Consider the following 24,315-nt stretch of genomic DNA (forward strand, 5'->3'; position numbering starts at 1 on the left):
CCGGCTCAGCCCGGGAGCACCTCGACGGGGTCGCCGGCGTGCACCGTCCCCGGCCGGCGCACCTCGGCGTAGACCCCGAGGCAGTGCTTCGGGGTGCGGGTCACGGCGACCTCGACCTCGCCGATGCGCACCGTCCGCCCGACCCAGCCGCGCTCGTCCTCGCCCTCGGGCAGGTCGAGCAGCAGGTTCGCCCGCGGGTCGTCGGCCGAGCAGCCCTCGGGGACGTCGCCCTGCGCGGCGCGGGCCACCGCCGACCGGCTGACCAGGTGCACCGCAGCGGCGTCCACCTGCGGCTCGCCCGACCTCTCCAGGCGCACCGGCCGGCCCAGCACCTCGGTGAGGGTGATCGTGTCGGCCTCGTCGTCCCCCGTGGCGACGACCTCGGCCATCTGCGGCGTCGTCTTCACCGTGACCCGCTCCCCCGTCGTGGCGTCGACGACGGTCCAGGCCCGGTCGCCGACCAGCCCCGCCGGGCCGACCTCGGCCTCCCGCACCGTCCGCCCGGCCAGGCTCTTCACCGGGTACACGCTCACCTGCACGACACTGCCGGGACCGCTCACGAGGCGACCGTACGTCCGTCCGGTCCGGGCGGCAGCCGGCGGTGCAGCCGGCGCCGCTGGGCGTCGAGGTAGGGCCGGGCCCGGCGCTGGCCGCCCTCGTGGTCGATGGCCAGCTGCAGGGCGTCCAGTGCCCGGGCCAGCCGCTCGGCGTCGGGTCGCCAGCCGCGCCGCTCGCACTCCTCGAGCCAGTCGACCGGCGCGCGGTGCCCGCGCTCGGCGTTGCAGCGGCGGCAGGCGGCGACCTCGTTGGCCAGCCACGACGGGCCGCCCTTGAGCCGGGGGACGACGTGCTCGGTGGTCGGCGGCACCAGGCCGCCGAGGACGCGGCCGCACCAGATGCAGGTGTCGCCGTCGCGCGCCATCGCCTCGGTCAGCCGTTCGGCGCGCCCCGGCCTGCGGGAGCGGACCGGCTCGGACGGGGCGGGCGGGCGGCGGCGGGACACCCCCGCCATGGTGCGCCTCGGCGAGGTCGCGCGCCGGGACGGGCGGGCCGGTCCCGGTCGCGGCGGCGTCCGGCCACCGGGTGCCGGCGAGGGAGCAGCAGCGCGGCCCGGGCGTTGTGGCGCCGGTCGCGCACCGTCCGCCGGAAACGGGCGCGTCCCGGGCTGGTCCCGGGCGCGTAGGCGTACCAGCCGTACTCGTCGCCCGGCGGGTCCGGCGCCCCGTCGTCCTCCCGCATGCGGGCGCGCAGCCGCTCCAGCACGCGCTCGGCGACGTCGTCCTGCCTCAGCAGCCGCCCGGCGTCGTCGCCGACGCCCTCGGCGTCCAGGGCCTCCGTGTACCAGCGCTGCCAGCCGGCACCGAAGGCCCGGTCGGCCAGGTCGGACACCACGGCGTGCGCCGCGTCGACGGGGACGTCGGTGCCCAGCGCCGGGTCGAGCTCCACGACGGCGCGCAGGGTGCAGAGGTCCGGCGCCGGCCACTGCGGGTCCGGCGCCAGGACGGCGCGGCGTCCACCGATGAGAAAGGGGAGCGACCAGGGTCTCCCGGACGACATCCACCACCGGCGCACGGGCGCCGGACGAGACCACCACCACGGAGGAGCAGGTATGGGCGCGATCAGGGTGCACGAGTTCACCACCGTCGACGGGGTCGTCGACGCCCCGATGTGGACGATGGACTACGGGTTCCCCGACGACCTGGCCGCGTCCATCGGCGCGCTCACGGCCCCGGCGTCGGGCATCCTGCTGGGCCGCACGACCTTCGAGATGTTCGCGCCCGCCTGGTCGACGCGGACGGTCGAGGACGATCCCGGCGCGCCGTTCTTCAACGACACCACCAAGCACGTCGTCTCCTCGACGCTGACCGATGCCGAGTCGGTGTGGCGCAACTCCACCGTCCTGGGCGGCTACGACGCCGGCCGGATCCGGGAGCTCAAGGAGCAGGGCGACCTGTACGTGAGCGGCAGCGCCACCCTGGTCCGGGCCCTGATCGCCGACGGCCTGGCCGACGAGCTGCACCTCTACGTCTACCCCGTCGCCGTCGGCACCGGCATCCGGCTGTTCCCCGAGGGCGGGCCGCGGACGCCGCTGTCCCTGCTGGGGGTGGAGAGCCTGAGCAACGGGGTGGCCCACCTGACCTACGGCCCGGCGGCGGCCGCGGGCTGACCCCCGGGACGACGAGAGGCCCGGGTCCTCGCGGACCCGGGCCTCTGGTGCGGTGGGCGATACTGGGTTCGAACCAGTGACCTCTTCGGTGTGAACGAAGCGCTCTACCACTGAGCCAATCGCCCCTGCGCCGGTCATTCTGCCAGACGCTCAGCGCCAGAGCGGCACCCACCCCGGCACCCAGTCCGGGACGCCCATCAGGTGCAGCACGACCACCAGGACGCCGTAGACGAAGGCCGCGGTGGCCAGGGCGACGGCGACGCGCACCCACGCCCGCTGCCGGCCCAGCCACTCGGTCCACGCCCGGACGTGCCGGCGGGTGAAGTCCAGCAGCCGCTCGGCCCAGGCGAACTCGGTCGCGAGCAGGAAGAGCCCCGCGATGACGGTCAGCCAGCCGGGCCCGGGCAGCGGGATGGTGACCAGCCCGAACGCCACGACGATCCCGCCGAGTGCCCCGACCACCAGGCGGTAGGTGTGGTCGAGGGGACGCCGGGCGGCCAGCCGCCGTCGCCACCTCGTCTTCCCGACGCGCTCGCGCAGGCTGCGGTGCCCGTCCCCGGCCGCGTGCGCGCCGGTGGCGCGGGGCGCCCGTCCGACCGGCTGTCCCGCACCGGACCGGGCGACCGTCTCCGGACCGCTCAGCTGGGCACCTCCCCCATCGCCACGATGTCGCTCGGCTCCGGCGGAGCCTCCCGGCCGGGCTCGAGGCTCACCGCGTACCCGGTGTAGGTCTCCAGCCCGGCGGCCCCGGAGCCTACGGTCTGCAGCGCCGGTTGCGGGGAGGAGACGTCGAAGGTGTCGAGCGCGGTGGGCGCCCCCGGGCCGGTCCCCCACACCACGTAGGTCTGCTCCTGCGCGTCGTTGGGCGACAGTCCGTGGGTGACCACCTGCACCTGGTCGTCGCGGGCCACGACGGTCGCCACCGTGGCACCGTCGGCCGTCAGCGGTGTGATGGTCGCCTGGCCGGGCGTGAGCAAGGCGTCCACCAGCTCGGCCTGCTCGGTGGCGGCGGCCTGCGCCTCCTCGCGCGCCGAGCTGAGGACGACGTTCCAGGTGCCCAGCGCCAGGATCGCTGCCACCGCGGCCGCCACGAGCGCGTTGGGCAGCACCCGGCGCCAGCTCGGCGGCGGGCCCGCCGGGCCCAGCGGCAGCGGCGCCCGGTGGGCACCGGAGCCGGTACCCACGGGCTGCGGCGCGGGCGGTGGCGTCGTGGCGTCGGCCACGGGGGCCGGTCGGGCGACGCGGTCGGCCTCCGCGGACGGCGGGGGCACCTGCTCGGTCTGCTCCACCGCGGCCCGCAGCCGGTCGCGCAGCCCCGGCGGGGGTTCGGCCGGGGGCAGGTCGCCGGCCAGGGCACCCATGACGTCGGTGGTCTCGGCGACCGTCCGGCGGCAGCGGGGGCAGGTCGGCAGGTGGACGGCGAAGAGCTCCTCCTCCTCCGGCTCCAGCGCGTGCAGCGCCCAGCCGACGGCGAGCTCGTCGAACGTCTCGTGCTCCCCGCGGCGCGGGTCCATGGGCGCGGTCACCGGTTGGTCCCGTCGAGCGGCGCAGGGCCGCCGAGGGCCCCGCCGAGCGAGGCGCCGTTCGTGCCCCCCAGCTCCTCGCGGAGCCGCCGCATCCCCGCGAGCATGCGCGTCTTGACCGTGCCCAGCGGCGTGCTGGTCAACGCCGCGACCTCCCTCTGCGTGTACCCGCCGTAGTAGGCCAGCGTCAGCGCCTCCCGCTGGGGCGCCGGCAGGGCGCTCAGCGCCCCGCGCACCTGCTCGGACACGACGCGGCTCCACGCCTCGTCCTCGACGTCGCGGGTGGACGTCGGGGTGGACAGCGCCAGGTCGTCCTCGGCCCGGGACTGCCGGCGGCGGTGCGACTCCTCCTTGCGGACGGCGTCCACGGCCTTGTGGTGCACCATCGCCATGAGCCACGAGGAGAAGGACCCGCGTGCGGCGTCGTAGGCACCGGGGTCACGCCAGACGCTGAGGAACACGTCCTGCAGCACGTCCTCGGCGAGCACCTCGTCGGCCAGGATCCGCCGGGCGAGTGCGAAGGCCGGCCGGCTGTACCGGTCGTAGAGCTCGTCGACGGCGCTCCGGTCGCCCGCGCGCATGCGCACGAGGAGGTCGGCGCCCGCCGGGCCGTCCCCGACGCGCCGTGCCGGACTGCTCACGAGTCCCATCGTCACACGCGGTCTTCGCAACAGGCGGGCGGCGCGGTTCAGGTCCGCCGCGAACGGGCACACAGCGGGACGACACGCCCGGAGATCATCCGGGCGTCACCACGGTCATGGAAGGTCGTTGTTGGAGACATGATCAACCGCGCCACGCCCGGGTACACGTGCCCGACGACGCTGCACCTGGTCGGACCGCAGTCCTGGACCGAGGTCCCCGCGCTGCTCAGCTACGAGGTCAGCGACCCGTTCGCCGTGCGGATCACCTTCGGGGACGGCGCGGAGGAGGACGGCATCTCCTGGCTCGTGGGCCGCGACCTGCTGCACGCGGGCCTCGACCACCCCGCCGGCGAGGGCGACGTGCGGCTGTGGCCGTCGCGGACGTCGGGCGACGTCCTCTTCCTCCACCTGCGGGCGCCCTCCGGCGAGGCGCTGTTCGAGGTCTCCCGCGGCACGGTCGCGGGCTTCCTCCAGCTGACCGCCAGCGTCGTGCCCTTCGGCGAGGAGTCCTCGGTGCTCCAGGTGGACGGCGAGCTGGCCGCCCTGCTGTCCAACGGCGGAGCCGACCCGACCGGCCGGTGACCCTGGGGGGACCCCCCGTGAGACCCCTGCTCGGGGTCGGGTATGGTTCTCCCTGCAACACAGCAACGCGGACGTGGCTCAGTTGGTAGAGCATCACCTTGCCAAGGTGAGGGTCGCGGGTTCGAATCCCGTCGTCCGCTCGGGACCTCGGGCGCTGGTCGCGAGACCGGCGCCCTCGTGCGGTGGAGTGGCCGAGAGGCGAGGCAACGGCCTGCAAAGCCGTCTACACGGGTTCAAATCCCGTCTCCACCTCGGCCTCCGCCGAGCACGGTGGAGGCGACCGGCCGACAGGCCGGATCGGGCGATTGGCTCAGTGGTAGAGCGCTACCTTGACACGGTAGAGGTCACTGGTTCGAACCCAGTATCGCCCACAGCAGCAGAGGCCCGGGTCCGGTGGACCCGGGCCTCTCGTCGTCTCCCGGCACGGCCGGGCGCAGCCGTGACCGGGGTCGCGACTCACCCCGTGGTCCCGTGATCCCCGGGCCGCGCTCGTGCGGTGACCTCCCGCACGTGTCGGCGGGCTCCCCGGGGCGGTGCCGGCGTACGCGACGGCGGCGACCGTGTAGCCGATCGGGATCCACGGATCGGCATCCGCGAGCCACTGCAGGACCGCCAGGACGGCGAACAGGACGGCCAGCCCGGCCCAGATGCGGGCCGTGTTGCGCGCCCGCTCGGCGTCCCGGTACCTCGGGACCTGCTGATCGGCGGGCACCCGGCGAGTCTGCCGTCAGCGGAGGGCAGGCGCCACGCGCTCGGCCCAGAAGCGGTCCACCTGCGCCTCGAGCTCCTCGACGGTGCCGCTGTTGTCGAGCACGACGTCGGCGACCGCGCGGCGCTGCTCGTCGGTGGCCTGCGCGGCGATCCGGGCGCGGGCGTCGTCCTCGGACAGGCCCCGGCCGACCAGCCGCTCGACGCGCGTGGCGAGGTCGGCCGCCACGACGAGGACCAGGTCGTACGAGCTCGCCTGCCCGGTCTCCACGAGCAGCGGCACGTCCTGCACCACCACCGCGTCCGGCGGCGCCGCGGCGACCAGCTCGGCGGCGCGGGCCCGCACCAGCGGGTGCACGATGCCGTCGAGCCGGCGGCGGGCGTCGGGGTCGGCGAACACGACGGCGGCCAGGGCGGGCCGGTCGAGGGCGCCCTCGGCGGTCAGGACGTCGCGCCCGAACGCGGCGACGACGGCGTCCAGGCCCGGCGTCCCCGGCTCGACGACCTCCCGGGCGATGCGGTCGGCGTCCACCACCCGAGCGCCGCGGGCGGCCAGCAGGCCCGCCACCGTGCTCTTGCCCGATCCGATCCCGCCGGTCAGCCCGATCCGCAGCACGTACGGACAGTAGCCAGCACGCGGTCGGCGATCACGGACAGGTAACACCCTGCCGTCCGGCCCGGCGCGTCGCTCCAGTCACACGTGCCCCATCGGCAACTCTCTCCCCGGCGATCTCCCCCGCCCCAGAGAGGCAGACCAGACCATGTCCCGTTCCGCGCACGCCGCCCCCTCGTCGACCCCCGCCGCCCGCCGCCGCGGCCCCGGTCGGCACCGGCTCCACCGCCCCACCGGGGTGCGCTGCTCGGACCTGCCGATGGTGCGCGAGCGGCTGGAGCGCAACGGCGCCGCCCGGCGGGGCAACGCTTTCCTGCGCTGGCTGTCGGCGACCGCCCCGGCCGGCCGGCACACCTGGCAGTTCCTCGCGTCCTCCGGTGGCCGCCCGCGCACCGCGTTCGCGATCATCCTCAGCCTCTGAGGAGGGCCCCCTGCGGGGCCGCAGCCGTCCCTCCACGGGGATGGGAGGGACGACCGAGGCCCGGTACCCCGCGGGGTACCGGGCCTCGGCCTCAGGTGCTGCTGCTCAGCTGAGCCGAGCGGGGATCACTCGCCGCCGGCGAGCTTGGCCCGCAGCGCAGCCAGTGCCTCGTCGCTGGCGAGGGTGCCGCCCGACGTGTCGCTGACCTCGGCCTCGCCGCTGGAGTAGTTGCCCCCGGCAGCGGCCTCGGCGTCGGCTTCGCGGGCCGCGGCGATCTGCTTGCGGTGCGCCTCGAAGCGCGCCTGGGCCTCGGCGTACTGCCGCTCCCACGTCTCGCGGGCCTCGTCAAAGCCCTCGAGCCACTCGCCGGTCTCCGGGTCGAAGCCCTCGGGGTAGATGTAGTTGCCCTGATCGTCGTAGGACGCGGCCATGCCGTAGGCGGCGGGGTCGAACTGCTCCTCGTCGCCGACGACGCCCTCGTTGGCCTGCTTGAGCGACAGGGAGATCCGACGGCGGTCGAGGTCGATGTCGATGACCTTGACCAGGATCTCGTCGCCGACCTGCACGACCTGCTCGGGGATCTCCACGTGGCGCTCGGCCAGCTCGGAGATGTGCACCAGACCCTCGATGCCCTCGTCGACGCGGACGAACGCACCGAAGGGCACCAGCTTGGTGACCTTGCCGGGCACGACCTGGCCGATCTGGTGGGTCCGGGCGAACTGACGCCACGGGTCCTCCTGCGTCGCCTTCAGCGACAGCGAGACCCGCTCGCGGTCCAGGTCGACGTCGAGGACCTCGACGGTGACCTCCTGGCCCACCTCGACGACCTCGGACGGGTGGTCGATGTGCTTCCAGGACAGCTCGGAGACGTGCACCAGACCGTCGACCCCACCCAGGTCCACGAACGCGCCGAAGTTGACGATCGAGGACACGACGCCGGTGCGGACCTGGCCCTTGGCGAGCTTGTTGAGGAACTCGCTGCGGACCTCGGACTGGGTCTGCTCCAGCCACTGGCGGCGGGACAGGACGACGTTGTTGCGGTTCTTGTCGAGCTCGATGATCTTCGCCTCGAGCTCGCGGCCCACGTAGGGCTGCAGGTCGCGGACGCGGCGCATCTCGACCAGCGAGGCGGGGAGGAACCCGCGCAGGCCGATGTCGAGGATGAGACCGCCCTTGACGACCTCGATGACGGTGCCGGTGACGACCTCGTCGGCTTCCTTCTTCGCCTCGATCGTGCCCCAGGCGCGCTCGTACTGGGCGCGCTTCTTGGACAGGATCAGGCGGCCTTCCTTGTCCTCCTTCTGGAGGACGAGGGCTTCCACCTCGTCGCCGACGCTGACGACCTCGTTGGGGTCGACGTCGTGCTTGATGGACAGCTCGCGCGAGGGGATGACGCCCTCGGTCTTGTAGCCGATGTCCAGCAGCACCTCGTCCCGGTCGACCTTGACGATGACGCCTTCGACGATGTCGCCGTCGTTGAAGTACTTGATCGTCTGGTCGATGGCCGCGAGGAAGTCCTCGGCGGTGCCGATGTCGTTGACGGCGACCTGGGGGGTGCTGTTCGGACGGACCTGGGTGGAGGTCATGTGGTCGAGTGCTCCGGACGGGGGGTGCGTAGGGACAGGGAGCCCGCGGCCGGGTGACCGCAGGCAGCGGGGAGAGCCGGCGCGCGCCGATCCCCGATGGGGACAGCACTGACAGACCTCTGGCGCATTCCCATGGTACGGAGCCCGGCACTGCCCGGTCCACCTGGGTGCAGGACCGCTCCGGCCGGCCCGGCGTGTCACGATCGGCGTGTCATGGACACCCCGAGCGACCTCCCCCTGGACGACGCCGGCTACCCCGCTCCCGGCGGCGTGGCCCGCCGGCCAGCGGGGGCGGCGGAGTCGGTCGCGGCCAACCGGCGCTGGTGGGACGCCGCGGCTCCCGCCTACCTCGCCGAGCACGGCACGGACCTCGGGGACGCCGACTTCCTGTGGTGTCCCGAGGGCCTGCGCGAAGCCGACGCGCACCTGCTGGGCGACGTGGCGGGCCGGCGGGTGCTCGAGGTGGGCTGCGGGTCGGCACCGTGTGCGCGGTGGCTGCGCCGGGCAGGTGCCGACGTCGTGGCGCTGGACGTCTCCGGCGGGATGCTGGCCCGGGCCGCCGAGCTCAACAGCGCCACCGGGATCGCCGTCCCGCTGGTGCAGGCCGACGTCGGCGCGCTGCCGCTGTCCGCCGCGAGCGTGGACCTGGCCTGCTCGGCCTTCGGCGGGCTGCCCTTCGTCGCCGACGTCGAGGGCGCCCTGGCCGAGGTGGCCCGCGTCCTGCGGCCCGGTGGCCGGTTCGTCGCGTCGGTGAACCACCCCTTCCGCTGGCCGCTGCCCGACTCCCCCGACCCCGGGGACCTGCGGGTCGTCTCCTCCTACTTCGACCGCACGCCGTACGTGGAGACCGACGAGGACGACCGCACCGTCTACGTCGAGCACCACCGCACCGTCGGCGACTGGGTGCGGGCCGTCGTGGGCGCCGGGCTGGTCCTCGAGGAGCTGGTCGAGCCGGAGTGGACGCCGGGCCGCACGCAGGAGTGGGGGCAGTGGTCCCCGGCCCGCGGGGCCCTCGTCCCCGGCACGCTGATCCTGGTCTGCGCGAAGCCCGGCTGAGGTCCCGGCGTCACCAGACGTCGCCGTCCCGCACGTCGCAGCTCAGGCTCCCGTCGAGGTCGAGCGCCACGGCACCCGGGAGGACGGACACCGACCCGTCGTCCTCGAGGGTGCGGGCCGGTCCGGTCGGGGCGAGCACGGACGTCGGGCCGCGCCAGCGCTGCCAACCGCGGGCGGAGGAGAGGGCGGCGCCGGCGCTGAGCGCTCCCAGGCCGTAGGCGGCGGGCAGGAGCTCCTCGAGTGCGCCCATGACCGCGGAGGCGACGCCCCGGCGCCGGTGGCCGGGCGCGACGGCGACGCCCTCGACGTAGCCGGCGCGGAGTGCGACGGACGGCAACGGTGTGCGCTGGTGCGCGGTCCTACCGTGCCGAACCGCACGTGCGCGCACACCGTCGCCGCCGACCCCGGCTCAGTGCGCGGCCTCGTCCCAGGTGCGGCCGAAGCCGACCGAGACCTCCAGCGGCACGGACAGCTGCGCGGCACCGGCCATCTCGCGCCGCACCAGGGCCTCCAGGGGCTCCCGCTCCCCCGGGGCCACCTCGAGCACGAGCTCGTCGTGCACCTGCAGCAGCACCCGCGAGCGCAGCCCCTCCGCGGCGATCCCCTCCTCCACCCGGAGCATGGCGACCTTGATGACGTCGGCCGCCGAGCCCTGGATGGGGGCGTTGAGCGCCATCCGCTCCGCCATCTGCCGGCGTTGCCCGTTGTCGCTGGTGAGGTCGGGCAGGTAGCGGCGGCGGCCCAGCGTCGTCTCGGTGTACCCGGTCTGCCGGGCGTGGTCGACGACGCCGTCCAGGTACTCGCGGATGCCGCCGAAGCGCTCGAAGTAGGCGTGCATCTGCTCGCGCGCCTCCTCGACGGAGATGCGCAGCTGCCCGGCCAGCCCGTACGCCGACAGCCCGTAGGCCAGGCCGTAGCTCATCGCCTTGATCCGGCGGCGCATCTCCGGGTCGACGTCCTCGATGGGGATGTCGTAGGCCCGGGAGGCGACGAAGGAGTGCAGGTCCTCCCCCGACGTGAACGCCTCGATGAGGCCTTCGTCGCCGGACAGGTGGGCCATGATCCGCATCTCGATCTGGCTGTAGTCGGCCGTCATCAGCGACTCGTGGCCGGTGCCGACGACGAACGCCTGCCGGATCCGGCGCCCCTCGGCGGTGCGGATCGGGATGTTCTGCAGGTTCGGGTCGGTCGAGGACAGCCGTCCGGTGGCGGCGATCGTCTGCTGGAACGTCGTGTGGATGCGCCCGGCGTCGTCGACCATCGGGATGAGGCCGTCGATGACGGTGCGCAGCCGGGTCACGTCGCGGTGCCGCAGCAGGTGCTCGAGGAACGGGTGGCCGGTCTGGGCGAGCAGGGTGGTCAGCGCCTCGGCGTCCGTCGTGTAGCCGGACTTGATCTTCTTGGTCTTGGGCAGCCCGAGCTCGTCGAAGAGCACGGCCTGCAGCTGCTTGGGCGAGCCGAGGTTCACCTCCCGGCCGATCACCGCGTAGCACTCGGCGGCCGCGGCGGCGACGCCGTCGGCGAACTCCCGCTGCAGCTCCTGCAGGAAGTCCAGGTCCGCGGCGATGCCGCGCTGCTCCATGCGGGCCAGCACGAAGGTCAGCGGGAGCTCCATCGCGCCGAGCAGGTGGTCCCCGCCGCGCTGCCCGAGCACGGACTCCAGCGCGTCGGAGAGGTCGTTGACGGCGACGGCCTTGAGGACGTCGGCGTGCGCGGCCTCGCGGGCGAGGTCCTCCTCCGACGGCCCCAGCCCGTCGAGGGTCAGCTGGGGTTCCTCGGCGGCGGCGTCCTTCAGCTCGCGGCGCAGGTAGCGGACGGCGAGGTCGGCCAGGTCGAACGACCGCTGGCCGGGCAGCGCGAGGTACGCGGCCAGGGCGGTGTCGCTGACGACGCCGGCGAGCTCCCAGCCGCGGGCCCAGATCGCCAGCAGCGGGCCCTTGACCTCGTGCACGACCTTCGGCCGGTCCGGGTCGGCGAGCCAGGCGGCCAACGCCTGCTCGTCCGCGGCGTCCAGGTCCGGGCCGACGTCGACGAAGGTGGCGTGGTCGTCGGCGGCGGCCAGCGCGAGCCCGCTGAGCTCGCCGGTGCCCCGCCCCCAGGTGCCGCGGAAGATGATCCCCGTGCGGCCGGTGCGCGCGTGCTGGTCGAGCCAGTCGCCCAGTCCGCCGGCGGGCACCTCGTCCTCGGTGACGTCGAAGCCGCCCTCGGCCTCGGGCTCGGCGCTGGTGAGGGTGGCGAACAGCCGGTCGCGCAGCACCCGGAACTGCAGGTTGTCGAAGAGGGTGTGCACCTCGTTGCGGTCCCACGGGCGCACGGCGAGGTCGGCCGGCCCCACCTCCAGCGGGACGGCGCGGTCGAGCTCCGTGAGCCGCCGGTTCTGCAGCACCGAGGACAGGTGCTCGCGCAGCTTCTCGCCGACCTTGCCCTTCACGGTGTCGACCTGGTCGACGAGCGCGTCGAGCGACCCGTACTCCCGGACCCACTTGGCCGCGGTCTTCTCCCCCACGCTCGGGATGCTCGGCAGGTTGTCGCTGGGGTCCCCCCGCAGGGCCGCGAAGTCGGGGTACTGCTCCGGGGTCAGGTCGTACTTGGCGCGGACCTCCTCCGGCGTGAACCGGGTCAGGTCCGAGACGCCCTTGCGGGGGTAGAGCACGGTGACGTGCTCGTTGACCAGCTGCAGGGCGTCGCGGTCGCCGGTGGCGATCAGCACGTCCATGCCCTGCCCGACCGCCGCGACGGTGAGGGTGGCGATGACGTCGTCGGCCTCGTAGCCCTCTGCGGTGATCACCGGGATGTGCAGCGCGGCCAGCACCTCCTGGATCAGGCTCACCTGGCCGCGGAAGTCGGTCGGGCTCTCGCTGCGGTTGGCCTTGTAGTCGGCGTAGATCTCGCTGCGGAAGGTCTTGCGGCCCACGTCGAAGGCGACCGCCAGGTGGGTGGGCTGCTCGTCGCGCAGGATGTTGATCAGCATCGACGTGAAGCCGTAGACCGCGTTGGTCGGCTGCCCGGTGGTCGTGGAGAAGTTCTCGACCGGCAGGGCGAAGAAGGCGCGGTAGGCCAGGGAGTGCCCGTCGAGCAGCAGCAGCCGCGGGCGGGAGCCGTCGGCAGCGGGGACGGCGGGGCTGGACGCGGGGGCGGAGACCGGAGCGGACATCGCCGCCGATCCTAGGTCCGCCCACCGACGGCTCCCGACCGAGAAGCCCCCGCCGCCGCGCCGCCCGGCGCTGGCTACGGTGCCGGGGTGACCGTGGACCGCCCCGACTGGCTCGACGCCGAGCGCACGAGCCCGCTGGACGACAAGCTGGGCATCCGCATCACCGACTTCGACCCCGACCACGTCGTCGCCACCATGCCGGTCGAGGGCAACCAGCAGCCCTTCGGCCTGCTGCACGGCGGCGCCACCTGCTCGCTGGTGGAGACGGTCGGCTCGTGGGCGGCGGCCCTGGGCGCCGGCCCCGGCCGGCAGGCCGTCGGCGTGGAGCTCAACGTGAGCTACCTGCGGGCGGCCACCGAGGGGGTCGTCACCGCCGTCGCCACGCCGGTCCGCCGAGGCCGGACGCTGGTCACCTCCACCATCGAGGTCACCGACCAGCACGGTCGTGTGACGGCGACCGCCCGGCTCACCTGCATGCTCCTGACGGCCTGAGAGAGGACCACCCTTCCCCCCACGCCTCGTAAGAGGACCCCGTCCTCCCCACCCCTCGCAGGCTCGGGGCGGGACCCGGGACGGGGCCGGCGGGCCCCTGAAGGGTGGCCGCCGTCCTCCTCGGGATGGGCCGGCTCAGCCTTCCGCCGCGGCGTCCAGGAGCGGCACCAGCCGGGCCGGCGGACGGCGGCGCAGCGGCGGACGGCGCTGCAGCGGCACGGTCCCCCCGCTCCGCTGCCAGGCCGCCAGCGTCCGCGCGAGGGTCTCCCGCGGCACGATCCGCCGGGTGGTCAGCGGCGCGAAGCCCATCCGGGCGAAGAACCGCTGCCGCTCGGCCTCGTGTCCGCCGACGGCGGCCACGACGTGCGCGGCCCCCACCTGGGCGGCGTGCGCCGCCGCGGCCGCGAGCAGCGCGGCCCCGGCGCCGCAGCGGCGGTGGTCGCGGTGGACGACGAGGTTGTCGACGGTCACCTGTGGCACGCCGAGGACCACCGAGAGCGGGTCCGTCCCGAGGACGGCCAGGCCCACGGCCAGCTCGCCGCCGCCCCCGGCGCCGTCCGGCGCGTTCGGTCCGGGCAGCACCGCGAGCACCACGCGGTGCGCCGGGTCGGCCAGCAGCCGCCGGAAGCCGGCGGCGGCCGCGGCTCCGGGGGTCTGCCCGGTCAGCACGCCCTCGGCGTGGGCCTCGGCGCGGTGCTGGCGCACCAGGGCCAGCACGGCGGGCAGGTCGGCAGGACGCGCGTCGCGCGTCGTGACGCGGGACCGGGAACCGGGAACTGACACTGGCCCTCCCTGGACGGTGAGCGGAGACTGCACCCGCGGGCAGCCGTGATCACGACGGCGCGCCGTCGGTGGGACGGGCGTGACGCGTGCGGCGTGTCGCGGACAGGTAACAGCTCGCCGCGACGTGCGCCGACGGCAACGAGGCTGGGCTACCGTCCCCCCTCATGCGCAGAGCCAGGGAGGCCGAGTGACCAACGCGGCAGGCCGTGTACCACGACACGGCGTACCGAGGGGCGCCGCCCCGACCCGGCCCCGGACGGTCCGGCGATCCCGGACGTCCCGCGGCCGGGTGCTGCTCCGCCTGCTCCTGCTGGCCGTCCTCGGTGGTGTGGCGCTGACGCTGGCTCCCGGTGTCGCCCAGGCGCAGCCCGAGGAGAGCACGGCGAGCGAGCAGGTGTCGGGCACCCTCCAGACGAACCTCTCCGGCCCGATCGAGGGCGTCGAGGTGGTCGTCACCGACGACGGTGGCGACGAGGTCGACACCGTGGAGACCGACGAGAACGGCCGGTGGGTCGTGCCGCTGCCCGGACCGGGCCAGTACACGGTGACCATCGACGAGGAGGGCCTGCCCGAGGGCGTCGTGCTCACCGGGGAGAACACCCGCACGGTGACCGTCGACGCGGGGCGCAACCAGGGCGTGATCATCGCGCTCAGCGACGGCAGCACCGGCGCCGGCGGTGGCACCGTCCGCTGGGTGCAGCTGTTCGTCGAGGGGCTGCGCTTCGGCCTGCTCATCGCGATGGCCGCGGTCGGGCTCTCGCTGATCTTCGGCACCACCGGCCTGACCAACTTCGCGCACGGCGAGCTGGTCACCATCGGTGCGATCGCCGCGTGGTTCATCAACGTCCAGGGCGGCGTGCCGCTCATCCCCGCGGCGTTGATCGCGATGGTGATCGGCGCGGGCGTCGGGGCGCTCAACGAGCTGGCCATCTGGCGGCCGCTGCGCCGCCGCGGCACCGGCCTGATCGCCGCGCTGGTCATCTCGATCGGCCTGTCGATGCTGCTGCGGTACCTGTACCAGATCATCTTCGGCGGCCGGTCCGAGGCGTACGCGGACTACCGCGGCCAGCGGGCGGTGGACTACGGCCTGTTCCGGATGACCGACGCCGACCTCGCCTCGATCGTCATCGCGCTGGCCGTCCTCGTGCTGGTGGCGGTCATGCTGCAGCGCACCAAGATCGGCAAGGCGATGCGGGCGGTGGCCGACAACCGCGACCTCGCGGCGTCCTCGGGCATCAACGTCAACCGGGTGATCCTGGTCGTCTGGATGATGGGTGGCGCCCTGGCGGCGCTGGGCGGCGTCCTGCTGGGCCTGTCCGACGAGGTGCAGTGGGACATGGGCTTCCGGCTGCTGCTGCTGATGTTCGCCGGCGTCACGCTCGGCGGGCTGGGCACCGCGTACGGCGCCCTCGTCGGCAGCATCGTGGTGGGTGTCTTCGTGCAGATGTCGACCCTCGTCGTCCCCAACGACATCAAGTACGTCGGCGGGCTGCTCCTGCTGATCGTGATCCTCATCGTGCGGCCGCAGGGCATCCTGGGCAGCCGGGTACGGGTGGGCTGAGCCATGGGTGAACTGATCGACGCCTTCGCCGTCGCCCTCAAGGCCGGGCTGGGCTTCCAGGCCGTCTTCCTGGCGCTGCTGGCCATCGGCATCAACGTGCAGTTCGGCTACACGGGGCTGCTCAACTTCGGCCAGATCGCCTTCGCCATGCTCGGCGGGTACGGCATCGCGATCTCCGTCAGCCAGTGGGGCCTGCCGTTCTGGGTGGGTGTGGTCGTGGGCCTGCTGGCCGCGGTCGTCCTCGCCCTGCTGCTCGGCCTGCCGACGCTGCGGCTGCGCGCGGACTACCTCGCCATCGCCACCATCGCGGCGGCCGAGGGTCTGCGGCTGCTGTTCCGTTCGGTGTCGGCCACCCCGGTCACCAACGGCACCCGCGGCCTGTCGGGCTTCAACGCCGAGTTCGTGGCCCTCGCCCCGTGGGACACCGCCCGCCGCTACGGCATCCTCGGCACCCAGTGGAGCGGCGCCGAGCTGTGGGTCACGGCGGTCGGCTGGCTGCTCGTGGCGCTGGCCAGCCTGCTGATCTGGCTGCTGGTCCGCAGCCCCTGGGGCCGGGTGGTCAAGTCCATCCGCGAGGACGAGGACGCCGTCCGCGCGCTGGGGAAGAACGTGTACGTCTACAAGATGCAGGCCCTGGTGCTCGGCGGCGTGCTCGGTGCGTTCGGCGGCATGGTCTACGCCCTGGGCACCGCGTCGGCCAACCCCGACCAGTACCAGAACGCGAACACCTTCCTGGCCTACGCCGCCCTGATCCTGGGCGGCGCGGCCCGCGTCCTGGGGCCCGTCATCGGCTCGATGCTGATGTACTTCATCATCCAGTTCGCCGACACCGGGCTGCGTACGCTGATCGGCAACGGGGTCATCCCCGAAGGCCTGCTCTCGGCGACCGACGTGGCGCAGATCCGGTTCGTGCTCATCGGGCTCGGGCTCATGCTGCTGCTGGTCTTCCGACCGCAGGGCATCTTCGGTGACCGACGAGAGGTGATGCTCGATGCCCGCTGACCAGACGCCCGGACAGCCGGCCGCCGGCGGCGCGCACGCCGCGTCGCTGGACCCGGCCGCGACCGGCGGTGCGCCCCGGCTGCTCGCCCGTGCGGCGCTCCGCGACGTCGCCTGGGAGGTCGGGGTGCCCAAGCCCGACCCGGCGATCGTCGTCGACGGGGTCACCCGCTCCTTCGGCGGCCTGACCGCGGTCTCGGTGGACCACCTGGAGGTCCAGCGCGGCGGGATCACCGGCCTGATCGGTCCCAACGGGGCCGGCAAGACGACGCTGTTCAACCTGCTCACCGGGTTCGACCAGCCCAACACCGGCACCTGGTCGTTCGACGGGCGGCCGCTGGGCAAGCTCGCGCCGCACCAGGTGGCCCGGCTGGGCGTCGTCCGCACCTTCCAGCTGACCAAGGCACTGTCCCGGCTCACCGTGCTGCAGAACATGCTCCTCGGCGCGCAGGGCCAGAAGGGCGAGAGCTTCTGGCGGGCGCTGGTGCCCGGCACGTGGCGGGCGCAGGAGCGGGCGAACACCGAGAAGGCGATGGAGCTGCTGGGCCGCTTCAAGCTGGACCGGAAGAAGGACGACTTCGCCGGCACCTTGTCCGGCGGCCAGCGCAAGCTGCTCGAGATGGCGCGCGCGCTCATGAGCGACCCGAAGGTCGTCATGCTCGACGAGCCGATGGCCGGCGTGAACCCGGCGCTGACGCAGAGCCTGCTCGGGCACGTCAAGGACCTGCGCGAGGAGGGCATGACGGTCGTCTTCGTCGAGCACGACATGGACGTCGTCCGGGACATCAGCGACTGGGTCGTCGTCATGGCCGCCGGCAAGGTCATCGCCGAGGGCCCGCCGCAGTCGATCAGCCAGAACCAGGCGGTCGTCGACGCCTACCTCGGCGCCCACCACGACGCCCCGCTCACCATCGAGGAGGAGGACCGCGTCCTGGCCGAGGCCGAGGCGGCCATCGCCCGCGAGCAGCACGCCGAGGGCGACGTCATCGGCTCCGAGACCCGACGCGAGGAGAACCGATGAGCACCATGGACGACCCGGCCATGGAGGACCCGATGTTCCAGGTCGGGCACAACGACGGCGGCACCCCCGACCAGCGGGCGCTCGCCGAGGGGACGTCCCCCGCCGAGCTCGCCGCCACCCGTGGGGAGCACGAGCGGCTGGCCGAGGACGCCCTGGTCCGGGCCGACGAGCTGGTGGCCGGGTACCTGCCCGGGGTCAACATCCTCAACGGCTGCGACTTCTACCTGCAGGACGGCGAGCTGGTCGGCATCATCGGCCCGAACGGCGCCGGCAAGTCGACGTTGCTCAAGACACTGTTCGGGCTCATCCCCGTGCGCTCGGGCACGGTGACGCTGCGCGGGGAGGACATCACCTCGGCACCCGCCCACCGGCTGGTGTCGCTCGGTGTGGGCTACGTGCCGCAGAACAACAACGTGTTCCCCTCGCTGTCGATCGAGGAGAACATGCAGATGGGCGCCTACCTGCGGCCGAAGGTCTTCCGGCAGCGCTTCGACTACGTCGCCGACCTGTTCCCCATGCTCGGGGAGCGGCGCAAGACCAAGGCGGGGTCGCTGTCCGGCGGTGAGCGGCAGATGGTGGCGATGGGCCGGGCCCTGATGATGGAGCCCTCGGTCCTGCTGCTCGACGAGCCGTCGGCCGGCCTCTCCCCCGCCTACCAGGACGAGGTCTTCATCCGCTGCCGGCGGATCAACGCGACCGGCGTCTCGATCATCATGGTCGAGCAGAACGCCCGCCGGTGCCTGCAGATCTGCGACCGCGGCTACGTGCTCGACCAGGGCCGCAACGCCTACACCGACACCGGTGAGTCGCTGATGAACGACCCGAAGGTCATCGAGCTCTACCTGGGGACGCTGGCCAAGGCGCACTGAAGCAGGAGCCTGCTGCAGGGCCGGTCCAGCACCTCACCACGTCGGCGCCAGTCCCCCGCGGGGGACCGGCGCCGACGTGCCGGGTGGACCACCGGCATCGACCGGACCTGGGAGCTGCGGTCCCGCGCCGGCGCGCCCCTGCCGCGCGCCGGCGCCGACCGGGACGGCGTCCGGCCTCCCCGCGGAGACCTGGCCGGGCCCTGAGCGGCTCGCTCATCCTCACCAGCTCGACCGCCGGCCTGGTCGCGTTCCCCCACCTCCGGCACTACGTCGCGGCCAAGCACGGGGTGACCGGTCCCGTGCGCACGCTGGCCCCCGAGCTGGCCCCGCACCGGATCCGGGTCGACTCAGTGCACCCGACGACCGTGGACACGCCGATGGTGCAGAACCCGGCGGTGTACGAGCTCTTCGGCATGCCCGGTGCCTCGCGGGAGGAGGCGGCCAAGGGGTTCCTGCCGGTCAACGCCCTCCCCGTCCCCTGGGTGGAGGCGGTGGACATCAGCAACGCCGTCCTCCTCCTGGCCTCGGACGAGTCGAGGTACGTCACCGGGACGACCGTGCAGGTCGACGCCGGCGGCACGGCCCCGTACCGCATGCCGCCCGAGGCCTGAGCGGCTCCTGGCGAGCCCGGGCAGCAGGGCACGGGCCGGGCTCGGCGAGGCCCGGACGGCACAGTGGCCCGGCACCGCGAGCGGTGCCGGGCCACTGGTCTGCGTCGGTCAGGCGCCGCGTGCGGCGCCCGGGGGGATCAACGCGCCGGGCCGATGCCCTGCGAGTTGAGGCCCTCGATGATCCGCGCCGACTCCTCGAAGCCGATGACCACGATGGCGTTGGGGTTGAAGTCCACCATCTGCTGGATCTCGGCGTCGTAGTTCGCCGCCTGCGGGTCGTAGGTCAGCGTCTGGATGCTGTCCTCCGACAGGCCCGCCGCGATGAGGTTCTCGCGGGTGTTCTCCATGAGACCGGTGCCGTACGGGTCGTTGAGCGCCATGATCCCGACGGTGTTGTTGCCGTCGTTGATGATCAGGTCCGACAGCGCCCGGGCCTGCAGCGTGTCCGGGGGCGCGCTGCGGAAGTACAGCCCGTTGTCGTTGTAGTCGGTGAACTGATCGGAGGTGTTCGCCGGCGAGAACTGGAGCACGCCCGCACCGGTGATCCGGTCGATGACCGTGAGGCTCACGCCCGAGGACGCGGCGCCGATGATGGCATTCACGCCCTCCTGCAGGAGGCGGTCGACGGTCTGGGTCGCGGTGTCGGTCGAGGCGTCACCGGAGTCACCCTCGACGAGCCGGACCTCCTGGCCGAGCACGCCGCCGGCGGCGTTGAGCTCCTGGATCGCCAGGCGGGCGCCGGCGACCTCGGGCGGGCCGAGGAAGGCCAGGTTGCCGGTCAGCGGCAGCAGCGTGCCGACGACCAGCTGCTCGCCGGTGGCGCCGGCCGGGGCGGGGGCCGGGCCCTCGTCGCTGGCGGCGTTGGCCTCGTCGCCGGCGAGGACGAACTCGGTCAGCGAGTCGTCGATGGCGTTGTCCTCGCCGAAGCTGAGGATGCCGAAGCTGGCCACCGAGGGCTCACCGGCATCGGTGAAGGCCAGCGGGCCGGAGATGCCGTCGTAGTCCGGGTTGCCGCCGGCGTTGACGATCTCGAGGCAGCCGGCGATGTCGGTGCACTTCTCGCCACCGAAGGTGACGCCGTTGACGTACTCCTTGAAGACGTTGGCGTCGTTGGAGCCGGCCAGCTGGGCGGCCAGGGCCGTGATCACGACGGCGTCGTAGGTCTCACCGGCGTAGTTGTAGTCCTGCAGCCCCGGGTAGGCGGCGTCCAGCCGCTCGCGGAAGTCCGAGGACAGCTCGGTGAGCGGCGTGGTGCCCGACATGCCGGCCAGCGCGCCCTGCTGCGTGAAGGACTCGCCGAGCGCGTTGCCCATGTTGCCGTCGCTGCCGTAGACGTTGACCTGCTGCTCGCCACCGCCACCGCCGCCCGTACCTTCGGCTGCCGTGCCGCCCTCCTCGTCGCCCCCGCCGCCACAGGCGGTGAGGACGAGGAGAGCCGCAGCCGAGATCGCGGCGTTGCGCGCGAGGATGCCCGTTCGCATCAAACAACTCCCACTGTGGTGTCAGTCGTGCACCGGCCGACCCAGGCAGGCCACCGGTCAGTGGGGGGAAGGTAGCTGCCACATCCGGGGGTGGAGCAGGCGTCGCTCGGACCGTGATCAGGTCGTGACCTGCTCGATCCCGGCCCGACACACGGCGGGATCGGCGGCCGGCCGGGAGGTCAGCCGCCCGCGGTGGGGTCCGCGGCGGCCTGCGGCTGGAGGATCCGCTGGGCGAGCGCCTTCATCGACGTCCGCTCGTTCATCGCCGTCCGCTGGATCCAGCGGAAGGCCTCGGCCTCGCTGAGCCCCTGGTCGGCCATCAGCTTGCCCTTGGCCTGCTCGACCACCTTGCGGGTCTCCAGCCGTTCCTCGAGGGTGCGCACCTCGCCGTCGAGGGCGGTCATCTCGGCGAACCGGCCCCGCGCGACCTCGATGGCCGGCACCAGGTCGTTCTTGGAGAACGGCTTGACCAGGTACGCCATCGCGCCGGCGTCCCGCGCCCGCTCCACCAGCTCCCGCTGGCTGAAGGCCGTCAGCACGATCACCGGGGCGATGCGGGCCGAGGCGATCTGCTCGGCGGCCGACAACCCGTCGAGCACCGGCATCTGGATGTCCAGGATCACCAGGTCCGGCCGCAGCTCGGTCGCCCGGTCGACGGCCTGCTGCCCGTCGCCGACCTCGGCGACGACGGTGTACCCCTCCTCCTCGAGCATCTCCTTGAGGTCGAGGCGGATGAGCGCCTCGTCTTCGGCGATGAGGACCCGGATCGGCTCGCTGCTCACGCGCCGGAGCCTATCGATGCCGGGTGGGTCCCGGCGGCCGGTTAGGCTGCTGCTCGCCCACCGCCTGCCGCTGCAGGCCGGTACGCCCCCGTACCCCAATCGGCAGAGGGAGCGGATTCAAAACCCGCGCAGTGTGCGTTCGAGTCGCACCGGGGGCACCTTCGTGAGCGAGACACGACCCGCGCAGTGTGCGTTCGAGTCGTACCGGGGGCGCCGTGGCGTCGCCGTCCTCCGTGTCGTGCGTCGAGGAGTTCGCAGGGTTCGATCTCGATCCAGCCGGGGCTCAGTGCAGGTACGTCCAGGCCCCGGCCAGGTGATGGCGGTCCGGCGCCCCGGTGTCGGGTGTACGCAGGGGGTCCCCTTCCGTACGCAGCATCCGCTCGGCATGGTGGTCGACCGGCCGTCGGTGTGGTCTGACCGATCACTTCTCCGCGCCGTGCTGGTCTGGTACGCCGATTACCGACTCACGGGAGCTACGCCATGCGGAAACTGACCTTCGGCATGAACCTGAGCCTGGACGGCTACATCGCCGCGCCCGGCGACGACCTCGGCTGGAGCGTGCCGAGCGACGAGCTGTTCCAGTGGTGGTCCGACCGGGTGGGGGCGACCGGCCTGGCGCTGTACGGGCGCAGGCTGTGGGAGACGATGAGCTCCCACTGGCCGACCGCCCACGAGCAGCCCGGCGTCACACCGGCGCACATCGAGTACGCCCGCCGCTGGCGGGACATGCCGAAGGTGGTGTTCTCCTCCACGACCAGCACGGTCGACTGGAACACCCGCCTGGTCACCGGCGACGCGGTCACCGAGATCACCCGGCTCAAGGCCGAGGACGGCGGCCCCATGGACATCGGCGGCGCCACCCTCGCCGCAGCGGCGATGCGGGCCGGGCTGATCGACGAGTACGTGCTGGTCACCGCACCGGTCCTGGTGGGCGGCGGCACGCCGTTCTTCACGGCCCTGGACGACTGGGTGAACCTGACCCTGGTGGAGACCCGGACGTTTCCCGACGGCGTGGTCCTGACCAGGTACGAGACCAGGCACTGAGTGCCGGACCTCGGCCGGAGTCGATGTACTCGGAGCCCTTCTGGCAGATCCGCGACTGCACCGCCGCCTCCGCCGGCTTCAGCTCCTCGCACTCACTGCGGAGCCGCCGCTCCGGCTGCGACAGGCCACCGTCCGGGCCCGGCGGCGACCGGTCCAGGCCCGCCTTGCCCGCGTCGACGAACCGGTCCCGCCAGTTCCCCACCGTCGCCGAAGAGACACCGTGCCGCCCTCCGCCAGCGACGACTCACCCCCCAACACCGCCGACACGACCTGGATCTGCTCGTCCACAGCCACCTGCCGGGACGGTGTCGGCGATCTGCTCACCCGGACACCCGTCGTGACCGGTCGACGTCGGACCTGCCACGACGTCTGACTCACCTCATCCGGACGACACCGCGACCACGTGCCGTGCCCGACCGCCGCTCAGTTGCTGCAGGGGTCCCGTCGCCGCGGTAGGACCCGGGAACCGGGCCATTACGGTGAGGCCGTGAGCCAGCCCGAGCCGACGCCGCCCGCCCCGCACATGACCCCGGAGCAGTTCCGTCGGCACGGCCACGAGGTCGTCGACTGGATCGCCGACTACTGGACGCGGGTCGGCTCGCTGCCCGTCCGCTCCCCCGCCGTCCCCGGCGACGTCCGCGCCGCGCTGCCGGCCCACCCGCCCGAGGACGGCGAGCCGTTCGGCGCCGTCCTGGCCGACCTGGACCGCGTCGTCCTGCCCGGGGTCACCCACTGGCAGCACCCGGGCTTCCTCGGGTACTTCCCGGCCAACACCTCCGGGCCCTCGGTGCTCGGCGACCTGGTGAGCGCCGGGCTCGGCGTGCAGGGCATGTCCTGGGTGACCAGCCCGGCGGCCACCGAGCTCGAGCAGCACCTGCTCGACTGGTTCGCGGGGCTGCTCGGCCTGCCGGAGGCCTTCCTGTCCACCGGCCCGGGCGGCGGCGTGGTCCAGGACTCCAGCTCCGGGGCCAACCTGGTGGCGCTGCTCGCGGCGCTGCACCGGGCCAGCGGCGGGGGGACGGTGCGCGGTGGCGTCCGGCCCGACGAGTACACCGTCTACGTCTCCGCGGAGACGCACAGCTCCATGGAGAAGGCCGTGCGGATCGCCGGCCTGGGCAGCGACGCCGTCCGCATCGTCGAGGTGGACGGCGACCTGGCGATGCGCCCCCAGTCGCTGAGGGCCCGGCTGGAGCGGGACGTCGCGCGCGGGTACCGGCCGGTGCTGGTGTGCGCCACGGTGGGGACGACGTCGACGACGGCCGTGGACCCGCTCGCCGAGCTGGGTCCGGTGTGCCGCGACGCCGGCGTGTGGCTGCACGTGGACGCCGCGTACGCGGGGGTCAGCGCCGTCGTCCCGGAACTGCGCGGCCTGCAGGCCGGCGTGGAGTGGGCCGACAGCTACACCACCGACGCGCACAAGTGGCTGCTCACCGGCTTCGACGCGACGCTGTTCTGGGTGGCCGACCGGGCCGCCCTCACCGGGGCCCTGGCGATCCTGCCCGAGTACCTGCGCAACGCCGCCACCGATGCCGGCTCGGTCGTCGACTACCGCGACTGGCAGATCGAGCTGGGCCGCCGCTTCCGGGCGCTGAAGCTGTGGTTCGTGCTGCGCTGGTACGGCGCCGAGGGGCTGCGGGCGCACATCCGCGACGGTGTCGCGCTCGCCCAGGAGCTGGCCGGGTGGGCCGCCGCTGACGAGCGCTTCGAGGTGGCCGCCCCGCACCCGCTGTCGCTGGTGTGCCTGCGGCCGCGCTGGGCCGAGGGGGTCGACGCCGACGTCGCGACCATGACCCTGCTGGAGCGCCTCAACGACGGCGGCGAGGTCTTCCTGACCCACACGACGGTGCGCGGCCAGGTGGTGCTCCGGGTGGCGATCGGCGCGCCCTCGACCACCCGGGCGCACGTCGAGCGGGCCTGGGCGCTGCTGTGCGAGGGCCACGACTGGTTGGCCGCGGACTTCGCCGAGTCCGCCGCCGAGCGGGCCCGGGAGGAGGCCGAGCGCCGCGCCGCCGACGAGCGGGCGCGGGAGGAGGCCGAGCGCGCCCGGGCCGCGGCGGTCGAGACGCCGGCCGCGCAGGACGAGACGGCCGCGCAGGCCGGCGCCCAGCAGGACCGCCTGACGCCGGTCCCGGCGGGGGAGGACGCCGCGCGTCCGGAGGCCGACGGGGTCGTCCCGGAGGACGCGGAGGCCGACGCCGGGGCCCGGGGCACCGGCTCCTGA

The 24,315-nt window shown here is 73.6% G+C and carries 25 protein-coding genes and 5 tRNA genes; 16 read left to right on the top strand and 14 right to left on the bottom strand.

From position 1 onward, the window contains the following. Positions 1–5 precede the first annotated feature (5 nt). Genes BLR12_RS21140 through BLR12_RS21150 form a run of 3 tightly spaced genes read right to left on the bottom strand, consistent with a single transcriptional unit; the run spans position 6 to position 1,557 of the window. A complete protein-coding gene (locus tag BLR12_RS21140; protein ID WP_091382227.1) occupies positions 6–560 on the bottom strand; it encodes an MOSC N-terminal beta barrel domain-containing protein in 555 nt (184 codons plus the stop codon). Further along, a complete protein-coding gene (locus BLR12_RS21145; RefSeq protein WP_176832621.1) occupies positions 557–922 on the bottom strand; it encodes an HNH endonuclease in 366 nt (121 codons plus the stop codon). The genes BLR12_RS21140 and BLR12_RS21145 overlap by 4 nt, the downstream gene beginning before the upstream one ends. A gap of 8 nt (positions 923–930) precedes the next feature. Next, positions 931–1,557, bottom strand: coding sequence for a hypothetical protein (locus BLR12_RS21150; protein WP_091382230.1), 627 nt, complete (start codon positions 1,555–1,557; stop codon positions 931–933). 52 nt (positions 1,558–1,609) lie between these two features. Between BLR12_RS21150 and BLR12_RS21155 the strand changes: the two genes are divergently transcribed. After that, complete coding sequence (locus BLR12_RS21155) at positions 1,610–2,167, top strand: dihydrofolate reductase family protein (protein WP_091382232.1); 558 nt, start codon at positions 1,610–1,612, stop codon at positions 2,165–2,167. 53 nt (positions 2,168–2,220) lie between these two features. Here BLR12_RS21155 and BLR12_RS21160 read toward each other — a convergent pair. From BLR12_RS21160 to BLR12_RS21175, 4 genes are all read right to left on the bottom strand, one after another. Then, a tRNA-Val gene (locus BLR12_RS21160) sits at positions 2,221–2,292 on the bottom strand. 25 nt (positions 2,293–2,317) lie between these two features. Further along, entirely contained in the window at positions 2,318–2,707 is a 390-nt protein-coding gene (locus BLR12_RS21165) for a TIGR02611 family protein (RefSeq protein WP_255363691.1), read from the bottom strand. A 98-nt stretch (positions 2,708–2,805) separates the two neighbouring features. Continuing rightward, entirely contained in the window at positions 2,806–3,693 is an 888-nt protein-coding gene (locus BLR12_RS21170; RefSeq protein WP_091382233.1) for an anti-sigma factor, read from the bottom strand. Then, the gene (locus BLR12_RS21175) at positions 3,690–4,340 is read right to left on the bottom strand and encodes a sigma-70 family RNA polymerase sigma factor (RefSeq protein WP_091382328.1); all 651 of its coding nucleotides are present in this window, start codon (positions 4,338–4,340) and stop codon (positions 3,690–3,692) included. The genes BLR12_RS21170 and BLR12_RS21175 overlap by 4 nt, the downstream gene beginning before the upstream one ends. Positions 4,341–4,469: 129 nt before the next feature. On the opposite strand from BLR12_RS21175, the gene BLR12_RS21180 reads away from it, so the two are divergent. The 4 genes from BLR12_RS21180 (at position 4,470) to BLR12_RS21195 (ending at position 5,284) form a co-directional block, all read left to right on the top strand. Further along, entirely contained in the window at positions 4,470–4,913 is a 444-nt protein-coding gene (locus tag BLR12_RS21180; protein ID WP_091382234.1) for an SsgA family sporulation/cell division regulator, read from the top strand. A gap of 67 nt (positions 4,914–4,980) precedes the next feature. Continuing rightward, a tRNA-Gly gene (locus tag BLR12_RS21185) sits at positions 4,981–5,053 on the top strand. A gap of 41 nt (positions 5,054–5,094) precedes the next feature. After that, positions 5,095–5,165: transfer RNA gene (locus BLR12_RS21190), tRNA-Cys, on the top strand. Between the two features lie 47 nt (positions 5,166–5,212). Then, positions 5,213–5,284: transfer RNA gene (locus tag BLR12_RS21195), tRNA-Val, on the top strand. A gap of 356 nt (positions 5,285–5,640) precedes the next feature. Here the strand turns inward: BLR12_RS21195 and coaE are convergent. Then, on the bottom strand, positions 5,641–6,237 hold the full coding sequence (gene coaE, locus BLR12_RS21200) for a dephospho-CoA kinase (RefSeq protein WP_091382236.1): 597 nt from the start codon (positions 6,235–6,237) through the stop codon (positions 5,641–5,643). A gap of 145 nt (positions 6,238–6,382) precedes the next feature. On the opposite strand from coaE, the gene BLR12_RS21205 reads away from it, so the two are divergent. Next, positions 6,383–6,655, top strand: coding sequence for a hypothetical protein (locus BLR12_RS21205; protein ID WP_091382237.1), 273 nt, complete (start codon positions 6,383–6,385; stop codon positions 6,653–6,655). A gap of 125 nt (positions 6,656–6,780) precedes the next feature. Here BLR12_RS21205 and rpsA read toward each other — a convergent pair whose 3' ends face one another. Further along, on the bottom strand, positions 6,781–8,241 hold the full coding sequence (gene rpsA, locus BLR12_RS21210) for a 30S ribosomal protein S1 (protein ID WP_091382238.1): 1,461 nt from the start codon (positions 8,239–8,241) through the stop codon (positions 6,781–6,783). 213 nt (positions 8,242–8,454) lie between these two features. Between rpsA and BLR12_RS21215 the strand changes: the two genes are divergently transcribed. Next, positions 8,455–9,297, top strand: coding sequence for a class I SAM-dependent methyltransferase (locus tag BLR12_RS21215; RefSeq protein ID WP_091382240.1), 843 nt, complete (start codon positions 8,455–8,457; stop codon positions 9,295–9,297). Between the two features lie 10 nt (positions 9,298–9,307). On the opposite strand, the gene BLR12_RS21220 is transcribed toward BLR12_RS21215, so the two are convergent. Next, complete coding sequence (locus BLR12_RS21220; RefSeq protein WP_218120778.1) at positions 9,308–9,634, bottom strand: GNAT family N-acetyltransferase; 327 nt, start codon at positions 9,632–9,634, stop codon at positions 9,308–9,310. 72 nt (positions 9,635–9,706) lie between these two features. Further along, complete coding sequence (gene polA / locus BLR12_RS21225) at positions 9,707–12,451, bottom strand: DNA polymerase I (protein WP_091382242.1); 2,745 nt, start codon at positions 12,449–12,451, stop codon at positions 9,707–9,709. Positions 12,452–12,538: 87 nt separating this feature from the next. On the opposite strand from polA, the gene BLR12_RS21230 reads away from it, so the two are divergent. Further along, the gene (locus BLR12_RS21230) at positions 12,539–12,943 is read left to right on the top strand and encodes a PaaI family thioesterase (RefSeq protein ID WP_091382244.1); all 405 of its coding nucleotides are present in this window, start codon (positions 12,539–12,541) and stop codon (positions 12,941–12,943) included. A gap of 135 nt (positions 12,944–13,078) precedes the next feature. Here the strand turns inward: BLR12_RS21230 and BLR12_RS21235 are convergent, their stop codons facing one another. Further along, entirely contained in the window at positions 13,079–13,726 is a 648-nt protein-coding gene (locus BLR12_RS21235) for a GNAT family N-acetyltransferase (protein ID WP_176832623.1), read from the bottom strand. Between the two features lie 289 nt (positions 13,727–14,015). Between BLR12_RS21235 and BLR12_RS21240 the strand changes: the two genes are divergently transcribed. From BLR12_RS21240 to BLR12_RS21260, 5 genes are all read left to right on the top strand, one after another. Continuing rightward, entirely contained in the window at positions 14,016–15,287 is a 1,272-nt protein-coding gene (locus BLR12_RS21240) for a branched-chain amino acid ABC transporter permease (protein ID WP_091382246.1), read from the top strand. A 3-nt stretch (positions 15,288–15,290) separates the two neighbouring features. Then, positions 15,291–16,289 carry a branched-chain amino acid ABC transporter permease gene (locus tag BLR12_RS21245; RefSeq protein WP_091382248.1) on the top strand — a complete coding sequence of 333 codons (999 nt, stop codon included), beginning with the start codon at positions 15,291–15,293 and terminating at the stop codon, positions 16,287–16,289. Then, positions 16,279–17,307 (top strand): ABC transporter ATP-binding protein, encoded by a 1,029-nt coding sequence (locus BLR12_RS21250; RefSeq protein ID WP_091382249.1) that lies wholly within the window; start codon positions 16,279–16,281, stop codon positions 17,305–17,307. The genes BLR12_RS21245 and BLR12_RS21250 overlap by 11 nt, the downstream gene beginning before the upstream one ends. Further along, positions 17,304–18,176 (top strand): ABC transporter ATP-binding protein, encoded by an 873-nt coding sequence (locus tag BLR12_RS21255; RefSeq protein ID WP_218120779.1) that lies wholly within the window; start codon positions 17,304–17,306, stop codon positions 18,174–18,176. The genes BLR12_RS21250 and BLR12_RS21255 overlap by 4 nt, the downstream gene beginning before the upstream one ends. Positions 18,177–18,259: 83 nt before the next feature. Next, complete coding sequence (locus BLR12_RS21260; protein WP_255363682.1) at positions 18,260–18,787, top strand: SDR family oxidoreductase; 528 nt, start codon at positions 18,260–18,262, stop codon at positions 18,785–18,787. Between the two features lie 137 nt (positions 18,788–18,924). Here BLR12_RS21260 and BLR12_RS21265 read toward each other — a convergent pair whose 3' ends face one another. Next, the gene (locus BLR12_RS21265) at positions 18,925–20,268 is read right to left on the bottom strand and encodes an ABC transporter substrate-binding protein (protein WP_091382252.1); all 1,344 of its coding nucleotides are present in this window, start codon (positions 20,266–20,268) and stop codon (positions 18,925–18,927) included. Between the two features lie 179 nt (positions 20,269–20,447). Further along, entirely contained in the window at positions 20,448–21,050 is a 603-nt protein-coding gene (locus tag BLR12_RS21270) for an ANTAR domain-containing response regulator (RefSeq protein WP_091382254.1), read from the bottom strand. Positions 21,051–21,134: 84 nt separating this feature from the next. Here BLR12_RS21270 and BLR12_RS21275 point away from each other — a divergent pair. The 3 genes from BLR12_RS21275 to BLR12_RS21285 all read left to right on the top strand — a co-directional run bounded on the left by BLR12_RS21275 (position 21,135) and on the right by BLR12_RS21285 (position 24,315). After that, a tRNA-Leu gene (locus BLR12_RS21275) sits at positions 21,135–21,208 on the top strand. Between the two features lie 322 nt (positions 21,209–21,530). Next, positions 21,531–22,094: a dihydrofolate reductase family protein gene (locus BLR12_RS21280; protein ID WP_091382255.1), complete on the top strand. Its 564-nt coding sequence runs from the start codon at positions 21,531–21,533 to the stop codon at positions 22,092–22,094. A 487-nt stretch (positions 22,095–22,581) separates the two neighbouring features. Continuing rightward, positions 22,582–24,315 carry a pyridoxal-dependent decarboxylase gene (locus BLR12_RS21285; protein ID WP_255363683.1) on the top strand — a complete coding sequence of 578 codons (1,734 nt, stop codon included), beginning with the start codon at positions 22,582–22,584 and terminating at the stop codon, positions 24,313–24,315.

This window comes from Geodermatophilus sp. DSM 45219 (assembly GCF_900104025.1).
In the GTDB taxonomy this organism is placed as follows: domain Bacteria; phylum Actinomycetota; class Actinomycetes; order Mycobacteriales; family Geodermatophilaceae; genus Geodermatophilus.